This is a genomic window from Amycolatopsis sp. NBC_01480 (assembly GCF_036227205.1).
In the GTDB taxonomy this organism is placed as follows: Bacteria; Actinomycetota; Actinomycetes; order Mycobacteriales; family Pseudonocardiaceae; genus Amycolatopsis.
The window spans coordinates 7,250,085-7,272,055 of the sequence record NZ_CP109442.1 but is presented as its reverse complement, the minus strand read 5'-3'; the positions used below and the strand labels follow the sequence as shown (position 1 = coordinate 7,272,055).

The 21,971-nt window shown below is 71.4% G+C and carries 19 protein-coding genes; 11 read left to right on the top strand and 8 right to left on the bottom strand.

Going from position 1 to position 21,971, the window contains the following annotated elements; translation table 11 throughout:
- Nucleotides 1-58: 58 nt before the first annotated feature.
- The 3 genes from OG371_RS34625 to OG371_RS34615 all read left to right on the top strand — a co-directional run bounded on the left by OG371_RS34625 (nucleotide 59) and on the right by OG371_RS34615 (nucleotide 3,915).
- Nucleotides 59-2,449 (top strand): excinuclease ABC subunit UvrA, encoded by a 2,391-nt coding sequence (locus OG371_RS34625; RefSeq protein ID WP_329059871.1) that lies wholly within the window; start codon nucleotides 59-61, stop codon nucleotides 2,447-2,449.
- Between the two features lie 65 nt (nucleotides 2,450-2,514).
- Entirely contained in the window at nucleotides 2,515-2,976 is a 462-nt protein-coding gene (locus tag OG371_RS34620; protein WP_329059870.1) for a MarR family winged helix-turn-helix transcriptional regulator, read from the top strand.
- A gap of 21 nt (nucleotides 2,977-2,997) precedes the next feature.
- Nucleotides 2,998-3,915: an oxidoreductase gene (locus OG371_RS34615; RefSeq protein WP_329059869.1), complete on the top strand. Its 918-nt coding sequence runs from the start codon at nucleotides 2,998-3,000 to the stop codon at nucleotides 3,913-3,915.
- Between the two features lie 13 nt (nucleotides 3,916-3,928).
- Here OG371_RS34615 and OG371_RS34610 read toward each other — a convergent pair whose 3' ends face one another.
- Both OG371_RS34610 and OG371_RS34605 read right to left on the bottom strand, forming a co-directional pair.
- Nucleotides 3,929-4,891 (bottom strand): hypothetical protein, encoded by a 963-nt coding sequence (locus OG371_RS34610; protein WP_329059868.1) that lies wholly within the window; start codon nucleotides 4,889-4,891, stop codon nucleotides 3,929-3,931.
- Between the two features lie 95 nt (nucleotides 4,892-4,986).
- Complete coding sequence (locus tag OG371_RS34605) at nucleotides 4,987-6,189, bottom strand: nucleotide disphospho-sugar-binding domain-containing protein (protein ID WP_329059867.1); 1,203 nt, start codon at nucleotides 6,187-6,189, stop codon at nucleotides 4,987-4,989.
- 143 nt (nucleotides 6,190-6,332) lie between these two features.
- Here OG371_RS34605 and OG371_RS34600 point away from each other — a divergent pair, with 143 nt between their 5' ends.
- The 6 genes from OG371_RS34600 to OG371_RS34575 all read left to right on the top strand — a co-directional run bounded on the left by OG371_RS34600 (nucleotide 6,333) and on the right by OG371_RS34575 (nucleotide 11,791).
- Nucleotides 6,333-7,472: a winged helix DNA-binding domain-containing protein gene (locus OG371_RS34600; protein ID WP_329059866.1), complete on the top strand. Its 1,140-nt coding sequence runs from the start codon at nucleotides 6,333-6,335 to the stop codon at nucleotides 7,470-7,472.
- A gap of 17 nt (nucleotides 7,473-7,489) precedes the next feature.
- The gene (locus tag OG371_RS34595) at nucleotides 7,490-7,666 is read left to right on the top strand and encodes a CopG family transcriptional regulator (protein WP_329059865.1); all 177 of its coding nucleotides are present in this window, start codon (nucleotides 7,490-7,492) and stop codon (nucleotides 7,664-7,666) included.
- Nucleotides 7,663-8,007, top strand: a complete 345-nt coding sequence (locus OG371_RS34590) for a VOC family protein (RefSeq protein WP_329059864.1) — start codon at nucleotides 7,663-7,665, stop codon at nucleotides 8,005-8,007. The genes OG371_RS34595 and OG371_RS34590 overlap by 4 nt, the downstream gene beginning before the upstream one ends.
- Nucleotides 8,004-8,873: a class I SAM-dependent methyltransferase gene (locus OG371_RS34585; RefSeq protein ID WP_329059863.1), complete on the top strand. Its 870-nt coding sequence runs from the start codon at nucleotides 8,004-8,006 to the stop codon at nucleotides 8,871-8,873. Before OG371_RS34590 ends, OG371_RS34585 begins: the two co-directional genes overlap by 4 nt.
- 79 nt (nucleotides 8,874-8,952) lie before the next feature.
- Nucleotides 8,953-10,887 carry a potassium transporter Kup gene (locus OG371_RS34580; protein ID WP_329059862.1) on the top strand — a complete coding sequence of 645 codons (1,935 nt, stop codon included), beginning with the start codon at nucleotides 8,953-8,955 and terminating at the stop codon, nucleotides 10,885-10,887.
- 67 nt (nucleotides 10,888-10,954) lie between these two features.
- The gene (locus OG371_RS34575; protein WP_329059861.1) at nucleotides 10,955-11,791 is read left to right on the top strand and encodes an alpha/beta fold hydrolase; all 837 of its coding nucleotides are present in this window, start codon (nucleotides 10,955-10,957) and stop codon (nucleotides 11,789-11,791) included.
- A gap of 51 nt (nucleotides 11,792-11,842) precedes the next feature.
- Here the strand turns inward: OG371_RS34575 and OG371_RS34570 are convergent, their stop codons facing one another.
- Nucleotides 11,843-13,861: a phosphocholine-specific phospholipase C gene (locus tag OG371_RS34570; protein ID WP_329059860.1), complete on the bottom strand. Its 2,019-nt coding sequence runs from the start codon at nucleotides 13,859-13,861 to the stop codon at nucleotides 11,843-11,845.
- Nucleotides 13,862-14,106: 245 nt separating this feature from the next.
- On the opposite strand from OG371_RS34570, the gene OG371_RS34565 reads away from it, so the two are divergent.
- Complete coding sequence (locus tag OG371_RS34565; protein WP_329059859.1) at nucleotides 14,107-15,291, top strand: GDSL-type esterase/lipase family protein; 1,185 nt, start codon at nucleotides 14,107-14,109, stop codon at nucleotides 15,289-15,291.
- Between the two features lie 43 nt (nucleotides 15,292-15,334).
- Here OG371_RS34565 and OG371_RS34560 read toward each other — a convergent pair whose 3' ends face one another.
- Genes OG371_RS34560 through OG371_RS34550 form a run of 3 tightly spaced genes read right to left on the bottom strand, consistent with a single transcriptional unit; the run spans nucleotide 15,335 to nucleotide 18,907 of the window.
- The gene (locus OG371_RS34560; protein ID WP_329059858.1) at nucleotides 15,335-17,509 is read right to left on the bottom strand and encodes a xanthine dehydrogenase family protein molybdopterin-binding subunit; all 2,175 of its coding nucleotides are present in this window, start codon (nucleotides 17,507-17,509) and stop codon (nucleotides 15,335-15,337) included.
- Entirely contained in the window at nucleotides 17,509-18,468 is a 960-nt protein-coding gene (locus OG371_RS34555) for an FAD binding domain-containing protein (RefSeq protein ID WP_329059857.1), read from the bottom strand. Before OG371_RS34555 ends, OG371_RS34560 begins: the two co-directional genes overlap by 1 nt.
- Nucleotides 18,455-18,907 (bottom strand): (2Fe-2S)-binding protein, encoded by a 453-nt coding sequence (locus OG371_RS34550; protein ID WP_329059856.1) that lies wholly within the window; start codon nucleotides 18,905-18,907, stop codon nucleotides 18,455-18,457. Before OG371_RS34550 ends, OG371_RS34555 begins: the two co-directional genes overlap by 14 nt.
- A 192-nt stretch (nucleotides 18,908-19,099) precedes the next feature.
- Here OG371_RS34550 and OG371_RS34545 point away from each other — a divergent pair, with 192 nt between their 5' ends.
- Entirely contained in the window at nucleotides 19,100-19,687 is a 588-nt protein-coding gene (locus OG371_RS34545) for a TetR/AcrR family transcriptional regulator (protein ID WP_329059855.1), read from the top strand.
- A 61-nt stretch (nucleotides 19,688-19,748) separates the two neighbouring features.
- On the opposite strand, the gene fahA is transcribed toward OG371_RS34545, so the two are convergent.
- Together fahA and OG371_RS34535 are read right to left on the bottom strand one after the other, a co-directional pair.
- The gene (gene fahA / locus OG371_RS34540) at nucleotides 19,749-20,924 is read right to left on the bottom strand and encodes a fumarylacetoacetase (RefSeq protein WP_329059854.1); all 1,176 of its coding nucleotides are present in this window, start codon (nucleotides 20,922-20,924) and stop codon (nucleotides 19,749-19,751) included.
- Complete coding sequence (locus OG371_RS34535) at nucleotides 20,921-21,784, bottom strand: hypothetical protein (RefSeq protein WP_442876195.1); 864 nt, start codon at nucleotides 21,782-21,784, stop codon at nucleotides 20,921-20,923. The genes fahA and OG371_RS34535 overlap by 4 nt, the downstream gene beginning before the upstream one ends.
- Between the last annotated feature and the right edge of the window lie 187 nt (nucleotides 21,785-21,971).

Below are 21,971 nucleotides of genomic sequence, written 5' to 3'. Positions count from 1 at the left end.
CCTAGGAGCGACGCCGTTTGCGGACCGCGCCCGCCCGAGGACAGAGACGGAGACACCGATGAGCAAGACCGCGAAGCCGGGCCCGCAGCCGCCTGCGCCGCACGAGGCCGACCGCCACGACCTGATCCGCGTGCACGGCGCCCGGGTGAACAACCTGAAGGACGTCAGCGTGGTGCTGCCGAAGCGGCGGCTGACGGTGTTCACCGGCGTCTCCGGCTCGGGCAAGAGCTCACTGGTGTTCAGCACGATCGCCGCGGAGTCGCAGCGGATGATCAACGAGACCTACAGCGCGTTCGTGCAGGGGTTCATGCCGAACCTGGCGCGGCCCGACGTCGACGTCCTCGAAGGGCTGACCACGGCGATCATCGTCGACCAGCAGCGGATGGGCGCCGACCCGCGCTCCACCGTCGGCACCGCCACCGACGCGAACGCGATGCTGCGCATCCTGTTCAGCCGGCTCGGCACCCCGCACATCGGCTCGTCGCAGGCGTTCTCGTTCAACGTCGCGTCGATCAGCGGGGCGGGCGCGGTCACCATCGAGCGCGCCGGGCGGAGCACGAAAGAGCGCCGCAGCTTCAGCATCGTCGGCGGCATGTGCCCGCGCTGCGAGGGCCGCGGCTCGGTCAACGACATCGACCTCACCCAGATCTACGACGAGAGCAAGTCGCTCAGCGAGGGCGCGCTCAGCATCCCCGGTTACAGCATGGACGGCTGGTACGGCCGGATCTTCGGCGGCTCCGGCTTCTTCGACATGGACAAGCCGATCCGCAAGTTCACCAAGCGGGAGTTGCAGGACCTGCTGTACAAGGAGCCGACCAAGATCAAGGTCGACGGGATCAACCTGACCTACGAGGGCCTGATCCCGAAACTGCAGAAGTCGATGCTGTCCAAGGACGTCGACTCCCTGCAGCCGCACATCCGCGCGTTCGTGGAGCGGGCGGTCACGTTCACCGTCTGCCCCGACTGCGACGGCACCCGCCTGAGCGAGCTGGCCCGCTCGTCGAAGATCAACGGCACCAGCATCGCCGACGCGTGCGCGATGCAGATCAGCGATCTGGCCGAGTGGGTGCGCAAGCTGGACGAGCCGTCGGTCGCGCCGCTGCTGGGCTCGCTGCGCCACACCCTGGACTCGTTCACCGAGATCGGCCTGGGCTACCTCAGCCTCGACCGCCCGGCGGGCACGCTCTCGGGCGGCGAAGCCCAGCGCACCAAGATGATCCGCCACCTCGGGTCCTCGCTCACCGACGTCACCTACGTGTTCGACGAGCCGACGATCGGGCTGCACCCGCACGACATCGAGCGGATGAACGCGCTGCTGCTCCAGCTGCGGGACAAGGGCAACACCGTGCTGGTCGTCGAGCACAAGCCGGAGGCCATCGCGATCGCCGACCACGTCGTCGACCTCGGCCCGGGCGCGGGCGCGGGCGGTGGCGAGGTGGTGTTCGAGGGCACCGTCGAGGGACTGCGGGCCAGCGGGACGCGGACCGGCCGGCACCTGGACGACCGGGCCTCGCTCAAGCCGTCGGTGCGGAAGCCGACCGGGGCGCTGGAGGTCCGCGGCGCCGACACCCACAACCTGCAGAAAGTGGACGTCGACCTGCCGCTCGGCGTGCTGACCGTGATCACCGGCGTGGCCGGTTCGGGCAAGAGCTCGCTGATCCACGGCTCGGTCTCGCAAGGCGACGGGGTGGTGGCCGTCGACCAGACCCCCATCCGCGGCTCGCGGCGCAGCAACCCGGCGACCTACACCGGGCTGCTCGAGCCGATCCGCAAGGCGTTCGCCAAGGCCAACGGCGTGAAGCCGGCCCTGTTCAGCGCCAACTCCGAGGGCGCCTGCCCGGCCTGCAACGGCGCCGGCGTGATCTACACCGACCTGGCGATGATGGCCGGCGTCGCCACCCCCTGCGAGGTGTGCGAGGGCAAGCGGTTCATGGCCGAGGTGCTCGAATACACCTTCGGCGGCAAGGACATCAGCCAGGTGCTCGCCATGCCGGTGGCCGAGGCGGTCGAATTCTTCGCCGAGGGCGAGGCGAAGATCCCGGCGGCGCACAAGATCCTCACCCACCTGGCCGACGTCGGGCTCGGCTACCTCAGCCTCGGCCAGCCGCTCACCACCCTGTCCGGCGGCGAGCGGCAGCGGCTGAAGCTGGCCACCCACATGACCGACAAGGCCGGCGTCTACATCCTCGACGAGCCGACCACCGGCCTCCACCTGGCCGACGTCGAGCAGTTGCTCGCCCTCCTCGACCGGCTGGTCGACGCGGGCAAGTCGGTGCTCGTGATCGAGCACCACCAGGCCGTGATGGCGCACGCCGACTGGATCATCGACCTCGGCCCCGGCGCCGGCCACGACGGCGGCCGGATCGTCTTCGAGGGCACGCCCGCCGAGCTGGTGGCCGACCGCTCCACCCTCACCGGCGAGCACCTGGCCGCGTACGTCGGCGGCTGATGATCACCGGAGGCGGCGGTCGGTAAGGTGGGCGGGAAAACGGCTGGTCGAGGGGAGAACGGCGGATGGTCACCCGCGCCGAGCGGAACGCGACGGACCCCGATCTGGGCGTGCTGGCGGGCCGGCTGCTGTTCGCGGTGCAGCGGGAGCTGTTCACCGAGCTGGCCGCGCGGGGCTTCGACGACCTGAACCACCGGCACGGCGCCGTGCTCGCCTACCTCGATCCGGACGGCGTCCGCGCCACCGAGCTGGCCCGGCTTTCGGGGCAGCACAAGCAGATCATCGGCACCCTGGTCGACGAGCTGGAGGCGCTCGGCTACGTCCGGCGGCGCCCGGACCCGCGCGACCGCCGCGCGAAACTCGTCTGCCCCACCGACCGCGGCCTGGCCCAGTCACAGGCCGCGGACGCCATCATGGCGAACATCCAGCAGCGCCACGCCCGGCGGCTCGGGCGCGCGGAGTACGACCGGTTCAAGCGCCTGTTCACCGACATCACCGAAAACCAGCGGCGGCACACCGGAACCTGATTCCCCGGTACCGTCGGGCGGATGAAACGAGCGATGGGTGACTCGCGGATTCCGGACCAGAGCGGGCGCACGGTGGTGGTCACCGGCGCCAACAGCGGCCTCGGCTACGAGACCTGCCGGGTCCTGGCGGCCCGCGGCGCGCACGTAGTCATGGCCTCGCGTGACGAAGGCCGTGGCCAGTCCGCGCTCGGACGGCTGCGCGCCGAAGCCACCGGGGAGCTGGAAATGCTGCGCCTCGACCTCGCGGACCTCGCGTCGGTCCGCGAATTCGCCGCCACGCTCGGCGCGCGCGACCGGCCGATCGACCTGCTGGTCAACAACGCGGGCATCGGGATGCCGGCGCGTTCGCTGACCGCGCAGGGCTTCGAGTCGCAGTTCGGCGTCAACCACCTCGGGCACTTCGCGTTGACCGGGCTGCTGCTGCCCCTGCTGCGGCGGGGCAAGGGCGCCCGCGTCGTCACGGTCAGCTCGGAGGCCTACCGCGACGGGTCCATCGACTTCGACGACCTCCAGGGCGAGCGGGCGTACCGGCCGGTGCAGGCGTACCGGCAGTCCAAGTTCGCGAACGTCCTCTTCGGACTCGAGCTGGACCGGCGGCTGCGCGCGGCCGCGCTGCCGGTGGCGAGCGTGCTGGCGCACCCGGGGTTCACCTCGACGAACCTGCCGTCCTCGGGCGCGCGCGGGTTCGCCGGGCTGGTGTTGCGCGTGGGCAACGCGCTGGTGGCGCAGCCGGTGGAGCGCGGCGCCGCGAGCCAGCTGCGCGCCGCGACCGCGCCGGAGGTCGAGGGCGGCCAGTTCTTCGGACCGGGCGGCCGCAGCGGGATGTACGGTCCCCCGGTCGTCCTGCGGCCCGGCCCGCGGGCCACCGACCCGGACACCGCCGCGAGGCTGTGGGAGATCTCCACCGAGCTCACCGGCGTCCGGTACTCGTTCAGCTGACCCCCGGCCGCGATCACGGTTGCGTGACTGCCTGCACGGGACTGCTCGGCTCGCTTTCCACGGCGGGTTTCTGCCGGCTTTCCACGGCCGAGTTCAGGCGCTGCAGTTCGTGCAGCGCCTCGGCCGGTGCGCGCAGGAGCGCGGGATTGCGTTCGAGATGCAGGAGTTCGAGCTGGGTCAGGTTCCGCACGGTGACCTCGCCGTCGATCTTCATCAGCAGTACCGAGCCGATCTGGATCATCGCGGTCGGCGTCGAGCCGAGCGCGGTGATCAGCTTGGCGACAGCGTCACCCTGCGCGGCGTCGACCTCCGCCTGAACCTTGTGCAGCGCCTGCAATTCCACCGCGCGCTCGATCTTCGCGAGCCGGGTCCGGAACTCGGGCGAGCGCATACTCGTGCGCGTGCGAGCCAGGAAGGAGCGGAACGAAGAGCCGCGGATCTCCGGCCACAGATCGCGCACTTCGATGTCGAAAACCTTGAGAACCTCCATCAGGGCGCCTTGCACCTCGAGCTTGTCCTCGTCGTTCTCCAGGTAGAGCGAGACCGGCAGGGCCCGGCGGAAACCGCTCGAAGGCACGGCCAGCGGCAGGGTGGGCGAGACGTCCGCGGGACCGACCGTCAGCGTCGACGGCTCGCCGGTCAGCAAGGCCTGGCGCCGGGTGAGCAAGCGCGCCACCACCTCCGCCTCGTCGGCTTCCAGCTTCTGCGGCGACACCTGCGACAACGGCGGCTGCCGCGAAACCGGCCGCCGCGACGCCGTCGGCGCCGGCGGCGGTGAGACCGGCGGCTCCTCATGGCTCTGGTTCGGGCCCTCGTCCGGGCTTCGGTCTGTCGGACCTTTCACCGTGGGGTCGTCCGACGTCGTCGACCCGGTCCCGGAGTCGGGCACCGGTTCCTGGACCGGTCCCCAGCCGACATCGGGCGGCGGCACGTAGCCGATCGACGCCGGATTCGATCCCTGATCACCTTCGGACATGTTCACCGCTCCTCGACGCCGTCCGTGGCTGCTGCCCTGGCCATGATGACCGAGGCCGTGGTCCCCTCGGTCCGGTTCACCCGACGATGACTCGATCAGCCCAATGCGGCGACCACCCGCTCCAGGACGGCGCTCGGGCTGGGCTGGGCGGCCATCTCGGCCCGGACCTGCGCGGCCGCGGTGCGGAAGGCGTCCTCCTCCAGCAGCCGGCCGACCAGGGCGCGGACGGTGGCGACGTCCACAGTGGCCGGATCGTGGGTCAGGCCCACGCCGCGGTCGGCGACGCGCTGGGCCGACATCGGGTTGTCCGCGAACGCCGGCAGCACCAGTTGCGGGACCCCGTAGAACAGCGGGGTCGCGGTGGTGCCCGAGCCGCCGTGGTGCACGATCGCCGCGCAGGTCGGCAGGAACGCCGAAAGCGGCAGGAAGCCGACGGAGTCCACATTGGACGGCAGCTCGCCGAGATCGGTCAGGTCGGCCGTGCCGGCGGCGAGCACCACGTCGACGTCCATCCCGCCGAGCGCCTCGATCACCACGCGCAGGCTGCTGACGCCGGACATCGCCGGCACCACCGTGCCGAGCGTGACCGCGACCCTCGGCCGCTCCGGACGGTGCAGCGCCCACTCCGGGACCACGGTGCCGCCGTTGTACGGCACGAACTGCATCGGCCACCACGGCACGCCGTCGCGCTCGTCGGCGTGCTCCGCGGCCGCGTCCAGCCCGCCCATGCTGGGCGCCCGCGGGTCGATCCGCGCGACGACTTTCGGCTTCGCGTCACCGATCCCGAGCTTCTCCCGCATGATGACGCTGACCTCGTCCTCGCCGAACGGGTGATGCCCGGCGTCGCGCCAGTCGACGTCGCGCATCGACCAGGAGACGCGGTTGCCGACCTCCAGCGCGGGCACGTCGAGCGCGGCGGCGGCCAGCGCCCCGGCGGCGTGGTCGGAGGTGTAGACGACCAGCTCCGCGCCGAACGCGCGGCCGGTCTTGATCGTGCCCTCGGTCATGGTCACCACGAACAGCCCGAACGGGTTGCCGGCCTCGCGCGCCAGCCGGTACTCCTCCGGCAGGTCGTCGTGCGGCCCGGCCCCCGGCCCGATCGAAGGCATCAGGTCGTGCCACACGTCGCGCTGCGGGAAGACGTCGCAGACCGGCAGCCCGGCGCGGGCGCCCGCCTCGGTCATCTCGGACGTGGTGGCCAGCAGCACCTCGTGACCCGCGGCGCGCGCGGCCCAGATCAACGGGATCAGCGGCAAGGTCAGCCCGTAGCCGGGCGCGGAGCAGAACAGGATCTTCACCCACCCGAGCTTGCCAGAACCGGGCCGCCCGCGGAGACCTTCGCGCAGCCACGCCGTTCCGCGCCGAGTAGCGGCCACACTTTGTCCGCTTTCCCTGCCAGAATCGCGGCGACTCGATCACCACCGAAGGAAGCCACCACCGCATGACTGTGCTGGACACCCGGGCGCTCAACCGCGCGACGCTCGCCCGGCAGCTCCTGCTCGACCGCGCCGACCTGCCGGTGCTCGACGCCGTGACGCACCTCGGCGGACTGCAAGCGCAAGAGCCGCAGGCGCCGTTCACCGGGCTCTGGTCGCGGCTGCGCGCGTTCGAACCGGCTTCGCTGGACGAGCTGCTGACCACACGGAAGGTGGTGCGGACACATCTGATGCGCCGCACTGTCCACCTCGTGGCCGCCGATGACGCACTGGCCTGGCGCGCGCGGCACGACGCCATGCTGCGGCAACGCGTGCTCGGCACCTACCGCCGTGAGCTGGCCGGGGTGGACCTCGACCACCTCGCGGCGGCCGGCCGCGAGGTGCTGGCCGAGGGCGAACCGCGCACCATGGGCGAACTCGCACGGGCCATCGCCGATCGCTGGCCGGAACCGGGCCCGCGGGCACTGGGCGAAATGCTGATCGCGGCCCTCATCCCGGCGGTGCAGCTGCCGCCGCGCGGGCTGTGGCGCACGAAGGCGGGCGCCCGGTACGTGCCGATGGCCGACTGGCTCGGCCGCGAAGTCGAGCCCCTGCCGTCCGACGACGGCTCGACCGGAAACGCCTACCCGGCAAGGAAATCCGGGGACGCCGACTCGGCCGGGAAAGCGTTGGCCCGCCGGTATCTGGCCGCGTACGGCCCGGCCGCGACGGCCGACCTGCGCGGCTGGAGCGGGCTTGCCGGGCTGCCGGGCGCGGTGGCCGCGATCCGCGACGAGCTGGTGTCCTTTCGCGACGAACGCGGCCGGGAACTCCTGGACCTGCCCGGCTCGCCGCGGCCCGGCCCCGATACCCCCGCCCCGGTCCGGTTCCTGCCCGCGTTCGACAACGCGGTCCTCGGTTACGCCGACCGCGGCCGCATCATCGACGACGCCCACCGCGGCCTGTCCGTCGCCGGCGAGCGCCTGGTCCTGGTCGACGGCCGCGTCTCCGCGACCTGGACCGACGAGGCGGGCACGGTGACCGTCCACCCGCTGCGCCGTCTCTCCCGGGCCGACCGAGCCGCCGTCACCGAGGAGGGACAGCGGCTGTCCGCGTTCCTCTCCGACAGTGCCGAGGAAAAATTGCTGGTCACAGACGATTGCTAGCATGCTAGTATCGAATTGTGGGCGAAGAGGAAGTCAAGCAGTTCAACGTGTACCTGCCGGTCGGCTTGATCAAGCAGGTGAAGTTCCGCGCCATCGAGACGGGCTCGTCCCTCTCGGCCCTGGTCGCGGACGCGCTGCGGGCCTACCTCGACGAGCCCCGCGAACAGCCACCAACACGGAAGGAGCGAACATGACCACCCAAGGGATCGAAGCCGTGTTCCTGGAGACCCACAACTGGGGCAAGGCGGCGAAGTTCCTGCAGTCACTGGGTTTCGAGCTGGATTTCGAAACCGACCACAACTCGGGGCAGCTGCGCAACGGCGACGGGCCGCGGGTGTTCGTCGCCGAGGTCCCCGAAGGCCAGGACACCCGGTCGCGGCTAGTGCTGACAGTGCCCGACGCCGACACGTTCGAGCCGGACCCCTCCCTCGAGGTCGTCGCCCCGTTCGAGGAAACCCATTACGGCACCAGGGAAATGGCCGTCCGCGATCCCGACGGGCGGATCTGGATCCTGCAAGCGCCCGGGCCGAAATGAGCACAGTGGACACTGCGTCAGCGGACACTGTGCCGGATCACACTGCCGTGCGCGTCGCCCTTTGGCGGGCCCTGCACCTGGAAGTCGACGCCCCACCGCACGTCTTCGAGGACGATTTCGCCTTACGGCTCGCCGATCCCGGGGAAGACTGGCGTCAGCGGCCCGACATGGACCCGGACGGCACCCGGCCGTTCCGGGCGGGCGTGGTGTCCCGCGCGCGGTTCGTCGAAGACCTGGTCACCGAGCAGGCCGGGCGGGGCGTCGGCCAGTACGTCCTGCTGGGCGCGGGCCTGGACACCTTCGTCCAGCGCCGGCCGGAACTCACCGCGCGGCTGCGGGTGTTCGAGATCGACCAGCCCGGCACCCAGGCGTGGAAACGGCGGCGGCTGCTCGAACTCGGCCACCCGGTGCCCGAGGCGCTGCGGCTGGTGCCGGTCGACTTCGAGGCCGGGCAGTCCTGGTGGGACCAGCTGGTCGCGGCGGGCTTCGACCCGGCCGAGCCCGCGGTCGTGGCCTCGACCGGCGTCAGCATGTACCTCGCGAAAGAGACCACCAGGGCCACGCTGCGCCGGCTGGCCGGGCTCGCCGCGGGGTCCACTGTGGCCATGACGTTCCTGCTGCCGCCCGAGCTGCTCGACGAGGCCGACCGCCCGGGGCTCACCAAGGTCCGCACCGGCGCGAAGGCCTCCGGCACGCCCTTCGTCAGCCTGTATTCACCGCAGGAAATGCTGGAAATGGCCAAAGAAACGGGCTTTACGGACATCCAGCACGTTCCGGGAACCGCACTGTCCGAACGCTACTTTGCCGGCCGCCCCGACGGCCTGCGCCCGTCCAGCGGTGAAGACTTCCTGGTCGCCACCACCTGAACCGCCGCGGAGGTGAACACCGGCTGACGCACGGCGATGCCCGCGCGCCCGGGACGGCCGGGCCGGGCAGACTGACCCGGTGAGCTCAGAGCAGAACGAAGCGAAGCCGTCCACCCACGGCGCCGGCCATCCGCAACGGTCCGCGGGCGCGGCACTGGCACTGGGCGCGCTCGGGGTGGTGTTCGGGGACATCGGCACCAGCCCGCTGTACGCGATGCAGACCGTGTTCTCGATCGACAACGGCGCGGTGAAGCCGGTGCCCGACGACGTCTACGGCGTGCTGTCGCTGGTCTTCTGGTCGATCCTGATCGTCGTCTCGGTGAAGTACGTGATCTTCGTGATGCGCGCCGACAACGACGGCGAGGGCGGCATCCTGGCGCTGGCCGCGCTCATCCGGCGGCAGATCTCGGACCGCAAGCGGCTGGTCGCGGTGGCCACGATGCTGGGGGTGATCGGGGCCTCGCTCTTCTTCGGCGACAGCGTGATCACCCCGGCGATCTCGGTGCTGTCCGCGGTCGAGGGCATCGACGTGGTCGCCCCCAGCATCAGCGGGTCCATCCTGCCGATCGGCGCGGTCATCCTGATCGTGCTGTTCCTGGCGCAGCGGTTCGGCACCCACCGGGTGGGCCGGCTGTTCGGGCCGGTGATGCTGCTCTGGTTCCTGGCGCTGGCGGTGCTCGGCCTGCCGCACATCGTCGAGCGCCCGGGGATCCTGCGGAGCCTCTCCCCCACGTACTCGATCGGCTTCGTCCTGGATCACCCGTACATCGCCTTCATCGCGATGGGCGCGGTGGTCCTGTCGATCACCGGCGCCGAAGCGCTGTACGCCGACATGGGCCACTTCGGCCGGCCGCCGATCCGCCGGGCCTGGTTCGCCGTCGTGTTCCCCGCGCTGATCCTGAACTACCTCGGCCAGGGCGCGCTGATCCTCGGCGAGCCCAGCTCGGTGAAGAACCCGTTCTACCTGCTGGTGCCGAACTGGGCGCAGATCCCGATGGTCGTGCTGGCCACCTTCGCCACGGTGATCGCGTCCCAGGCGGTCATCTCCGGCGCGTTCTCGGTGACCCGGCAGGCGATCCGGCTGGGCTTCCTGCCGCACCTGACCGTCCGGCACACCTCGAAGGAGGAGAGCGGCCAGATCTACGTGCCCGGGGTGAACTGGATCCTGATGGGCGCCGTGCTGGTCCTGATGGCGACGTTCGGCTCGTCGGCTTCGCTGGCCACCGCCTACGGGGTGGCCGTGACCGGCACGCTGCTGCTGACCACCGCGCTGTTCCTGATCCTGGCCGCTTCGGTGTGGCACTGGCCGTGGTGGCAGCTGACTCTGGTGGCCGTCGTCTTCGGCGGGGTCGAGCTGACCTTCTTCGCGGCCAACCTGACCAAGATCGTGCACGGCGGCTGGCTGCCGCTGCTGCTGGGCGGGATGGCCGTCACGATCATGCTGGTCTGGCAGCGCGGGCGCCGCCTGATCACCGACCGGCGCACCGAAACCGAGGGCAAGCTGTCGGACTTCGTCGACCAGCTGCGCGAGGACCCGCCGACGCGCGTGCCGGGCACGGCGGTGTTCCCGCACCCGACGAAGGAGACGGTGCCGCTGGCGTTGCGCGCGAACGTCGAGTTCAACGGTGCTGTCCACGAGCACGTCGTGATCGTCTCGGTGATCTTCGAGAGCGTGCCGCACGTTCCCCGCAACGAACGCCTGGCCGTCGACTCCCTCTCCCACTCCGACGACGGCATCGTCCACCTGTCGGTCCGCTTCGGCTTCTCCGACGACGCCGACATCCCCGCCGCCCTGCGCGACGCGTTCATGCTCACCAGCGAGCTGGAAACCGACCTGGAGAACGCGTTCTACTTCCTCTCCAGGGTCACCATCGAGCCCGGCCCGCCCGGCGGCATGCCGACTTGGCAGAAGCGGCTGTTCATAGGGCTCGCCCACAACGCTGCTTCGCAGGCCGCCTCGTTCCGGCTACCGGTCGACCGAACGGTGGTGATGGGGACCCGGATCGAGCTGTAGGAAACCGGTTGCCGCCACAGCTCGTGGATGATCGGGTGAGCAGACCCGTCCGAGAGGAACCGCTTCCGTGAGTGAATGGCAGCTGCCCGAGACCTTTCCCAGCAGCGCCGGCGAAGTCCGGTGGGCCGAGCTGGGGCCGCGGGGGCAGGATCCGGTTGTCCTGCTGCACGGGACGCCGTTTTCGTCCTATGTCTGGCGAGCGGTGGCGCGGTCGCTCGCCCGGCGGCACCACGTGTTCGTCTGGGACATGCCCGGGTACGGGGCTTCGGAACAGGCCGAGGGCCAGGACGTCTCGCTCGCGGCCCAGGGCCGGGTCTTCACCGAACTGCTGGCGCATTGGGGGCTCGACCGGCCGCTGGTCGTCGCGCATGACTTCGGCGGGGCCGTGTCCCTGCGAGCGCATCTGTTGCACGGCAACGATTACCGTGCGCTCGCGCTGGTCGACCCGGTCGCGCTCGCGCCGTGGGGCTCGCCGTTCTTCCGGCTCGTCGGGCAGCACGCCGAGGTCTTCGAGCAGCTTCCGCCCGCGCTGCACGGCGCGCTGGCGCGCGAGTACGTCGGCTCCGCGAGCAGCGCCGGCCTTCATCCGGCGGCGCTCGAACGGCTCGTGGAACCCTGGCTCGGCGAAACCGGCCAGCCCGCTTTCTATCGGCAGATCGCCCAAGCCGACCAGCGTTTCACCGATGAAATACAGGACCGGTACGGAGAAATCGCGATCCCGGTGCTCGTCTGCTGGGGCCAGGACGACGCCTGGATTCCCCCGGCGAAGGGGCCCGAGCTGGTCGCCCGCATCCCCGGCGCACGGCTGGAGCCCATCGCCGGCGCGGGCCACCTCGTGCAGGAGGACGCGCCCGCCGAGCTGACCGCGGCGCTGCTCGCCTTCCTCGCCGAGGCCCCCCACTGACCAAAAAGGACCGTGCCGTCCGAACCGGCCAGCACGGCCCTTTTTGTTACGTCAGTGGCTCCGGATACCCGGGTCGGTGAGGCTCAGCGACCCGCATTCCACGTGCCCCGCCAGCCGGCGGATGGTGGACCCGGCCGTGACGGTCACGTCGTACCAGCCCGCGGTGGCGCCGGTGCGGACCGTGTGCTCCGTCCGGGCACCGGGGCGGAGGTAGTGCGTCGCGGGCCCGGCGTAGCCGTACCCGGCGGCGGCGCGGACCGCGACGGTGACCGCGGCCGTGCCCTTGTTGGCCAGGACCAGCGTGAGACCCCCGCCGCGGCGCGCGTTGGCCGCGGTGACCTCGACGCCGGCGCCCGGCCCGGTGAACTGGCGGAAGAAGCCGTTCGGGCCGTGCACGGTGTAGTCGTAGTTCCCGGAAACCGCCCAGCTGCCGGAGGTCTGCTGCCCGGCGCCGACCGTGTAGCTCCACGGGCCGTTCTTGTCCGTGGACGAGGTGACGTAGAAGACCGCCCCGGCCGCGCCGTGACTGGCGAACTTCACCGTCAGCTTGCCCTGGTCGACCGTCCCGTCGGCGGCCAAGTCGTACGGCAGCGGCAGCGCGGGCCGCTGGCCGGGCTCCTGCTTCGGCAGGGCCGGGTTGCCCGGCGGCACCGGCTTGTAGTCCGGGTGCCGGTCGTGGTCCGGCGGGACGTACGCGGCGGTCGAGGGCAGGCTCGGCACCTTGGTGTCGGTGCCGGAGAAGTCGAACGCCGAGGTGAGGTCACCGGTGATCGCGCGGCGCCAGGTCGAAATGTTGGTCTCCCGCACACCGAACCGGCGCTCCAGGAACCGCAGGATCGAGGTGTGGTCGAAGACCTCCGAGCACACCCGCCCGCCCTTGCTCCACGGCGACACCACGAGCATCGGCACGCGCTGGCCCAGCCCGTACGGCAGCGAGTCGTTGATCTCGTACTTCGTGTCGACCGTCGAGCCGCCCTGCGCGGCGGTGGCCGGCGGGTACGGCGGCACGACGTGGTCGAAGAATCCGTCGTTCTCGTCGTAGGTGATGAACAGGGCGGTCTTGCTCCACACCTCGGGCGAGGCGGTGAGCGCGTCGAGCACCTGCGAGACGTACCAGGCGCCGTAGTTGGCGGGCCAGTTCGGGTGCTCGGTGAACGCCTCGGGCGCGACCACCCACGAGACGCTCGGCAGCTTCCCGGCCTTGACGTCGGCCTTGAACACGTCGAAGAAGCCGTCGCCGTTCTTCACGTTCGTCCCGGTCCGCGCCTTGTCGTACAGCGGGTCGCCGGCCTTGGCGTTGCGGTACTGGTTGAAGTACAGCAACGAGTTGTCGCCGTAGTTGCCGCGGTAGGCGTCGGGGATCCAGCCCCACGAGCCGGCGGCGTCGAGGCCGTCGCCGATGTCCTGGTAGATCTTCCACGACACCCCGGCCTGCTCCAGCCGCTCGGGGTAGGTCGTCCAGCCGTAGCCCTTTTCGTCGTTGCCCAGGACCGGGCCGCCGCCGACGCCGTCGTTGCCGGTGTAGCCGGTCCACATGTAGTACCGGTTCGGGTCGGTGGACCCCATCATCGAGCAGTGGTAGGCGTCGCAGATGGTGAACGCGTCGGCCAGCGCGTAGTGGAACGGGATGTCGTCGCGGGTCATGTGGGCCATCGTGGTGGTGCCCTTGGCGGGCACCCAGTTGTCGTACTTCCCGCCGTTCCACGCGGAGTGGGTGTCACTCCAGCCGTGCGGCAGGTCCTGCACGAACTGCAGCCCGAGGTTGCTCACCTCGGGCCGGAACGGCAGCACGTCCTTGGCCCCGTCCGGCTGATTCCACACCGGCTTGCCGCTGGGCAGCGTGACCGGGCGCGGGTCGCCGAAGCCGCGGACCCCGCGCAGGGTGCCGAAGTAGTGGTCGAACGAGCGGTTCTCCTGCATCAGCACGACAACGTGCTCGACATCCTGCAGGCTGCGGGTGCGGTGATTCGCCGGGATGGCGGCGGCTCGGGCGATGCTGCCGGACATCATGGACGCGGCGGCGGTACCGCCGGCCACCTGGAGGAACCGGCGGCGGTTCAGGTCGGTCATGCGCCCAGTCTCATCACAGCCGGGGGCGGGCACACAACCTACTGGAGAAGGTTGGGCGAACTCCTCCTTCACCGGGTCACCGCTCCGGCACCCCGTGCTACGTATATGCCCTGAAGGCCACCTTCAGGGCATATACGTCTCTGAAGGTGGCCTTCAGGGCATCAACGTCTCTCATGGTGGCCTTCAGGGCCGGGCCGCCGGGTAAACGAAGTGCGGATCACCGGCCCGCTCGGCAGACTCCGATCATGACCTCTCCACCCGCCCCCGGCTCCCCCGCGACGAGCTGGATCACCACCCCCATCACCGCGGACCTGGTGCGCGGCGCGCTCGAGCTGGAGCCCACCGAGCACGGCCTGGCGCCGCACCGGCTGCCGGCCTGGGCCCGCGCGCAGTGGTCCGACGGGCAGCTGGCCATGGCCGAGGCCCAGCCCGCCGGGGTCCGGCTGGTGTTCCGGACCGCCGCCACCGCACTCGAGCTGGACACGCTGCGCACCCGAGTCGGCTACCGCGACATCCCGCCGCGCCCGGACGGCGTTTACGACCTGCTCGTCGACGGCGAGCCCGCCGGCCAGGCCAGCACCACCGGCGGCAAGGTCCTCTTGCTGGACATGGCCACCGGCACCGCCGAGACCCAGGACGGGCCGGTCGGCACGGTCCGGTTCGACGGCCTGCCGGGCCGGGTCAAGGACGTCGAGATCTGGCTGCCGCACACCGAAATCACCGAGCTGGCCGAGTTGCGCACGGACGCCCCGGTCGAGGCCGTGCCCCGCGGTGACCGCCGCGTCTGGCTGCACCACGGCAGCTCGATCAGCCACGGCTCCAACGCCGCGAGCCCGGCCACCACCTGGACCGCGCTGGCCGCGTCGCTCGGCGGGGTGGACCTGGTCAACCTCGGCTTCGGCGGCAGCGCGATGCTCGACCCGTTCACCGCGCGGACCCTGAGGGACACCCCGGCGGACCTGATCAGCGTCAAGATCGGCATCAACCTGGTGAACGCCGACGTGATGCGGCTGCGCGCGTTCGGCCCGGCCGTGCACGGCTTCCTCGACACCATCCGCGAGGGCCACCCGGACACGCCGCTGCTGGTCGTCTCCCCGATCCTCTGCCCGATCCACGAGGACACCCCCGGGCCGGGCGCGGTCGACTTCAGCTCCGGCGTGCTCCAGTTCGCCGCCACCGGGGACCCGGCCGAGCGCGCGGCCGGGAAGCTGACCCTCAAGGTGATCCGCGAGGAGCTGGCCCGGATCGTCGCGCAGCGCGCCGCGGACGATCCCGCGCTGTACTACCTCGAAGGTCTTGACCTCTACGGCGAGGCGGACGCCGCCGAGCTGCCGCTGCCCGACCGTCTCCACCCGGACACCGCGGCCCACCGCCGTATCGGCGAGCGCTTCGCCGCGCACGCGTTCGGCAACGACGGGCCGTTCGCCTGAGCCCGCCGGTGCGCGGAACCGGCCCGGTTCCGCGCACCGCGCGTCACTCCTCGGGCAGCAGGTCCTCGATCATGATCGGGATGTGCCGGACCCGGATGCCGGTCGCGTTGGCGATCGCGTTCGCCACCGCCGCCGCCACGCCCACGGTGCCGATCTCGCCGAGGCCCCGGGCGCCGACCGCGTTGTGCAGCGTGTCCGGGTATTCGACGAAGTGGACGCCGACCTCGGGGATGTCCGCGTTCACCGGCAGCAGGTAGCCGGCGAAATCGCCGTTGGCCAGCCGGCCGTTCGCCTCGATCTCCAGCCCCTCGTGGAGCGCGGCCGAAACGCCCCAGATCATGCCGCCCAGGATCTGGCTGCGCGCGGCCTGCCCGTTGATGATCCGGCCGCCGTCGAACACGCCGAGCATCCGGGACACCCGGGCCTCACGCGTCCACTTGTGCACCCGGACCTCGCAGAACTGCGCGCCGAACGAGCTGAACGAGTGCTTGGTCAGCTCCTCGCCCGGCGCCGAGGAACCCGTCACGTGCAAGGACGGGAGGTCCAGGGCCCGCAGCAGCTCGCCGAAGGTCATCGACCGGCCGCCGGCCAGCACCCGCCCGTCCGCGTACAGGGCGTCCTGCCCGTCGAACGGCGCGCCCGGGGCCGAGGCCAGGGCCAGCAGTTCGTCGATCGCCTGGGCCGCGGCGATCATGATCGCCGTCCCCACGCTCGCGGTGGCCGTCGAGCCACCGGACAGCCCGCCCGGCGGCAGCCGGGAATCACCGAGCAGCGGGACGATCCGCTCCGCCGCGATGTCCAGGGATTCCGCGCCCACCAAGGAAAGCACGGTCAGCAGGCCGGTCCCCGGGTCCGCGCCGCTGGTCGCGACCTCGGCCGTGTCGTCGTCCCGCAGCGTGATCCCGACCGTGGCCGGGAAGCGCAGGGCGGGGAACATCGCGGTGGCCGCGCCCATGCCGACCAGCCAGTCGCCCTCGGTGCGCCCGCCCGGCCGCCGGTGCGTCCAGCCGAACTGCGCCGCGCCGACGCGGAAGCACTCGTCCAGGTGCTTGCTCGACCACTGCAGGTCCTTGCCGGGCGGCGCGGTCGAACTGTTGCGCTGCCGCAGCTCGATCGGGTCCATCTCCAGCGCGACGGCCAGCTCGTCGATCGCGCTCTCCAGCGCGAACGAGCCGGGCGCCTCGCCCGGCGCGCGCATGAACGTGGTCGGCGGGATGTTCAGCGGCACCATCTTCTGGCTGATGGCCAGGTTCCGCGTGGCGTACCACTCGCGCGAGGTGCCGTGCGAGGTCGGCTCGACGAACGACCGCTGCGCGTCGGTGCTGCACCACGAGTCGTGGCGCAGCGCGATCAGCGTGCCGTCCCGCTCCGCGCCGAGGGCGATCTTCTGCACCGTCGCCGCGCGGCCGGCGGTCGCGGTGAAGACCTGTTCCCGGGTGAGCGCGGCCTTGACCGGACGGCCGAGCGCCCGCGCCGCGGCCGCCGCCAGGAACGCCGGCGAGGCCGTCCGCCCCTTGCCGCCGAAGGCCCCGCCCACGAACGGGTTCACCGAGTGGACCGCGGACGGCTCCAGCTCCAGCGCGCTGGCCAGCTCCATCGCGTGCAGGTGGGAGGCCTGGTTCCCGCTGTACACCGTCATGACGCCGTCTTCCCACACCGCGACCGCGGAGTGCGGCTCCATCGCGGCGTGGTTCTGGGTCGCGGTGGAGTACGTCGCCTCGACGACCACCGGGCTCGCGGCCAGTGCGTCCTCAATGGACTCGACGTCCGGCGCGAGCACGGCCAGCGACGAGGGCACCCCACGCGACTCCGGCGCGTCCTCGGCCGTGGCCAGGCCCTCGGCCAGTGAGGTCAGTGCCGGCAGCGGACGGTACGAGACGCGGACCAGCATCGCCGCGTCGCGGGCCTGCTCGAAACTCTCCGCCACGACAAAGCCGATCGGCTGGCCGTAGTAGGTGACTTCCTTGTCCTGCAACGGAACCCAGGTCTCGCCGAACATCGGCGAGCTGGCGGTGCGCAGCGCCAGCGGGTCGAACGGCGAGTACACGCCGACCACCCCGGGCGCGCTCTTGGCCGCGGTCACGTCCATGGACTCGATCTCGCCGTGGGCGATCGTGCTGACCACGACGTAGCCGTAGACCATGCCGGGCAAGGTGCGATCCAGCCCGTAGCCGGCCCGGCCGGTGACCTTCAGCGGCCCGTCCACCCGAGCGAGCATCAGCGGTTCCCCTCGGTCAGTTCGAGCAGCGCGCGGACGATCGTCCGGCGCAGCAGTGGCAGTTTGAAACCGTTGGCGGACAACGGACGCGCGCCCTCGGCGGCCACCGCGGCGGCGGCTTCGAAGGACTCCTGGGTGACCGGCGCGCCCCGCAGGGCAGCCTCCACCCGGGGCAGCCGCCACGGCACGGTCCCGACCCCGCCGGCCGCCACGCGGGCGTCGGCGATCCGGCCGTCCTGCACGTCCAGCGCGACCGCGATGGAGCACAGCGCGAACTCGTACGACTGCCGGTCCCGCACCTTGACGTAGGTCGAGTTCCCGGCCCAGTCCAGCCGCGGCACCCGGACCTCGGTGATCAGCTCGCCGGGGCGCAGGTCGTTCTCCACCTCGGGGGTCTCGCCGGGTTCCCGGTAGAAGTCGGCCAGCTTCACCACGCGGGTGCCGTCCCCGGCGGCGAGCACGAGCTCGGCGTCGAGCGCGACCAGCGCGACGGCCACGTCACTGGCGTGGGTGGCCACGCAGGCGTCGCTGGTGCCGAGCACGGCGTGCATCCGGTTGGCGCCGGAGATCGCCGGGCAGCCGCTGCCGGGCTCCCGCTTGTTGCACGGCATGGCGACGTCGCGGAAGTACGAGCAGCGGGTGCGCTGCAACAGGTTCCCGCCGATGCTGGCCATGTTCCGGATCTGCTGCGAAGCACTCAGCAGCAGCGCCCGGGAGATCATCGGGTACACGCCGGGGTGCGCGGCGATGTCGGCCATCCGCTCCAGCGCGCCGAACCGCAGCCCGTCGCCGGTTTCGATGCCCAGCAACGGGACCTGGTTGATGTCCAGTACGTGCTGCGGGGTCAGCACGTTCAGCTTCATCAGGTCGACCAGCGTGGTGCCGCCGGCCAGGAAGGTGCCGCTCCCGGCGAGCGCGTCTTCGACGGTGGTGGGGGCAGTCAGCTCAAACGGACGCATCGGCCCGCCTCGCCTGCTCGATCGCCGCGACGATGTTCGGGTACGCCGAGCAGCGGCAGAGGTTGCCGGACATGAACTCCCGCACGTCTTCGACGTCCTGCTCCACCGCGGCCACGGCCGACATCAGCTGGCCCGAGGTGCAGAACCCGCACTGCAGTGCGTCCTGGTCGAGGAAGGCCTGCTGGACCGGGTGCAGCTCGTCCTCTGTGGACAGTGCTTCGACCGTGGTCACCGGCTCCCGGACCGAGGCGGCGAGGGTGAGGCAGGCCAGCACCGGGCGGCCGCCGACGTGCACCGTGCAGGCCCCGCACTGGCCGCGGTCGCAGCCCTTCTTCGGGCCGGTGACCGACAGCCGCTCCCGCAGCGCGTCCAGCAGGGTGACTCCCGGATCGACGTTGAGGCGCTCCGTCGCGCCATTGACTTCGAGTACGATGTCCACTACATCTCTTTCCCGCAGAACGTCCGGGCAGATCGCCCCTCGCAGATCGGATATTTATCCGGTCGACCCCTCGACGCGAGGTTAGCGGATCCGAATCCGCTTCGCAATGAACCTTCTCACCCTCGAGTTGCTCCAGGTCAAGTGCTTGCGTGGACTAACATCTCACCGGAGCGGAGATCAACGGGAGGGACGATGACAACCGGATCGGTCAGCCCGCGGCGCGCGGACACCCGGCGCAACCACGAGCGCATCCTCACCGTGGCGGCGGACTCGCTGGCCCGGTCGGAAGAGGTCTCGTTCAACGCCATCGCGAAGCGGGCCGAGGTGGGCGTCGGCACCGTGTACCGGCACTTCCCCACCCCGGAGGCGCTGATCCTGGCGGTCTACCGGCGCGAGGTGCAGCAGATCGTGGACATCGTGCCGCGGCTGCTCGAACAGCACCCGCCGGAGCAGGCGTTCCGGCTCTGGGCCACCGACCACGTGGCGCACTACATGATGACCAAGCGCGGCCTGGCCAACGCCCTGCGCACCGCGACCGCGTCCCGCGGCGAGCTGCCGATGGACCCGTACCTGGCCATGGTCGACGCGGTCGGCACGCTGCTGGCGGCGAACGTCGAGGCGGGCACCGTCCGCCCGGGCCTGGCCCCGGAGACGGTGCTGCGCGGGCTGGTCGGGATGCTGTTCCTCAACCCGGAAAGCGAATGGCGCAGCCTCGCGGCCGATCTGGCCGACCTGCTGTGGCGCGGCATGTGCGCGCGCCCTTGCTGCGACGACCGCTGATCCGCCGTCAAGGACTCCTTGCCGGCGTGGGACGCGGCTAAGGAGTCCTTGACGGTTTGGCTTACCCCGCAGGCAGAATCCGCCCGCGGACCTCGCCGAAGCCGATGCGGCCGCCGTTCACGCCGGGGGCGGTGCCGGTGATGACGACCTCGTCGCCGTCGAGCAGGAAGCTGCGCTCCTCGCCCTTGACCGTGACCGGTTCCTTGCCGCCCCAGGTCAGCTCGAGGAAGGCGCCGCGCTGATTCTTGGCCGGCCCGGAAATCGTGCCGGAGCCGTAGAGGTCGCCGGTGCGCGACGAAGCGCCGTTCACCGTCATGTGCGCCAGCATCTGCGCGGGCGACCAGTACATCTCGCGGTACGGCGGGCGGCTGACCTCCTCGCCGTTCCACTCGACGGCCAGGTCGATGTCGAGCCCCCACGGGCGGCTTTCCCGCAGGTACGGCAACGGCTCCGGGTCGGTCTGGCCGGGCAGCGGCACGCGCGCGGCCTCCAGCGCCAGGATCGGCACCACCCACGGCGAGATCGACGTGGCGAAGCTCTTGCCGAGGTTCGGGCCGAGCGGCACGTACTCCCAGGCCTGGATGTCGCGGGCGGACCAGTCGTTGAGCAGGACCGCGCCGAACACGTGCCGGGCGAACTCGTCGACCGGGACCGGGGTGTTCAGCGGGGTGCCGGTGCCGACGACGAATCCCAGCTCCGCCTCGATGTCCAGCCGGATGCTGGGCCCGAACGACGGCAGCGCGTCACCGGGCGCCTTGCGCTGCCCGCTCGGGCGCACGATGTCCGTGCCGGACACCAGTACGGTGCCGGCCCGCCCGTGGTAGCCGACCGGCAGGTGCTTCCAGTTCGGCAGCAGCGGCTCGGCGTCCGGCCGGAACAGCCGTCCGACGTTCGACGCGTGGTGCTCGGAAGCGTAGAAGTCCACGTAGTCGGCGACCTCGAACGGCAGGTGCAGCCGCACGCTGTCGACCGGGTGGACGGCGCGGTCCGGGACGTCCCCGGCGATGAGTGCGGTGACCTGCTCGCGGACCGCCACCCAGCGCTCGTAACCCTGCGCCATGAACGGGTTCAGCGTCGGCGCGGCGAACACCTCGTCACCGAGCGCCACGGCCAGGTCGACCACCGAATCGCCCACGCGCACCCCGACACGCGGGCTGTCCCCGCCGACGGAAAAGACGCCGTAGGGCAGGTTTTCCGGCCCGAACAGCGAGCCGGCGGGAAGGTCGAGCGCGGTCATGCGGCTCCTCCGGGTTCGGTGAGCAGGCCGAGTCCGGCCAGCTCGGTCAGCGGGTCGGTGACACTACAGGTGCCGAACGAGGTGAACCGGGCGCGCGCCGCGGCGGTCCGCTCCGGCCCCAGCTCCCGCACCCGCCCCGCGACGACGGCGCCGTCCCGCTCGGCGAGCAGGTCCCGGATGGTTTCGACGGCGCCGGTGCGATCGGCGGCGGCTTGGGCGGCAGCAGCCTCACCGGCACCAGCAGCGCTGGCTCGGTCGGCACCCGCTTGGTCGGCCGCTTGGGCGGCCGCGGTCTCACCGGCAACGCCACTGCGATCGGCGGCAGCCTCCTCGGTGGCGCGGCCGGCGGCGTCGGCGGCGAGCAGGAGGTTGAGGAATCCGTGTTGCTCGAAGCCGGTTTCCGGGTCGGTGTTGCGCAGGGCGTGGTGCAGCCCGGCGGTCGCCTTGAACGGCACTCCGGCCTCGACGGCCACGAGGACGGCGGCGGCCAGCTCGGCTTCGTCGGGGTAGAGCTCCGCCCGTACCCCGCCGGTCCGGAACTTCGCCCGGTACCGGGTGCCCGCGAGCGCGGCGAGCAACGGATCCCGCCGCGCGTCACGGGGAATCTCGACGAAGACCTCGAGCCCCGCGGCTTCGGCCGCCTCAGGTATCGCAGTGTCAAGCGCCGCAAGCAGTTCACCCGGCTCCATCCCCTCCGGGACGGCGATTTCCAGCGCCGCCAAGGAAACCGGCAGCGCCGCACAAGCCTCCAGCGCCTCGGCGACCCGCGCTGGCCCGCCGGGGAAGGTCAGTGCGAGCCGCAACTGGCCGCCGGCCGCAGAGCCTCCGGCCGCCGAAACCGCAGCAGCACCGCCCGCCACCGAAGCCTCAACGGCAGCGCCTCCAGCAGCCGAAACCGCAGCAGCAGCACCGCCCGCCGCCGAACCCTCAGCCCCAGAGCCTCCGGCAGCCGAGTCCCCATCGCCGGAGCCGCGGGCCGGACCACCCGCGGCACCATCCGCACGCAGCACCTCAGCCAGCTCGCCCAGTGCGGAACCCGCAATCACC

What these genes read in the sequence shown, in the direction of transcription:
- OG371_RS34625 (WP_329059871.1), top strand. Translation starts at nt 59, where the DNA reads ATGAGCAAGACCGCGAAGCCGGGCCCGCAGCCGCCTGCGCCGCACGAG.
- OG371_RS34545 (WP_329059855.1), top strand. Translation starts at nt 19,100, where the DNA reads ATGACAACCGGATCGGTCAGCCCGCGGCGCGCGGACACCCGGCGCAAC.
- fahA (WP_329059854.1), bottom strand. Translation starts at nt 20,924, where the DNA reads ATGACCGCGCTCGACCTTCCCGCCGGCTCGCTGTTCGGGCCGGAAAAC.
- OG371_RS34590 (WP_329059864.1), top strand. Translation starts at nt 7,663, where the DNA reads ATGACCACCCAAGGGATCGAAGCCGTGTTCCTGGAGACCCACAACTGG.
- OG371_RS34555 (WP_329059857.1), bottom strand. Translation starts at nt 18,468, where the DNA reads ATGCGTCCGTTTGAGCTGACTGCCCCCACCACCGTCGAAGACGCGCTC.
- OG371_RS34570 (WP_329059860.1), bottom strand. Translation starts at nt 13,861, where the DNA reads ATGACCGACCTGAACCGCCGCCGGTTCCTCCAGGTGGCCGGCGGTACC.
- OG371_RS34565 (WP_329059859.1), top strand. Translation starts at nt 14,107, where the DNA reads ATGACCTCTCCACCCGCCCCCGGCTCCCCCGCGACGAGCTGGATCACC.
- OG371_RS34610 (WP_329059868.1), bottom strand. Translation starts at nt 4,891, where the DNA reads ATGTCCGAAGGTGATCAGGGATCGAATCCGGCGTCGATCGGCTACGTG.
- OG371_RS34600 (WP_329059866.1), top strand. Translation starts at nt 6,333, where the DNA reads ATGACTGTGCTGGACACCCGGGCGCTCAACCGCGCGACGCTCGCCCGG.
- OG371_RS34560 (WP_329059858.1), bottom strand. Translation starts at nt 17,509, where the DNA reads ATGCTCGCTCGGGTGGACGGGCCGCTGAAGGTCACCGGCCGGGCCGGC.
- OG371_RS34615 (WP_329059869.1), top strand. Translation starts at nt 2,998, where the DNA reads ATGAAACGAGCGATGGGTGACTCGCGGATTCCGGACCAGAGCGGGCGC.
- OG371_RS34620 (WP_329059870.1), top strand. Translation starts at nt 2,515, where the DNA reads ATGGTCACCCGCGCCGAGCGGAACGCGACGGACCCCGATCTGGGCGTG.
- OG371_RS34585 (WP_329059863.1), top strand. Translation starts at nt 8,004, where the DNA reads ATGAGCACAGTGGACACTGCGTCAGCGGACACTGTGCCGGATCACACT.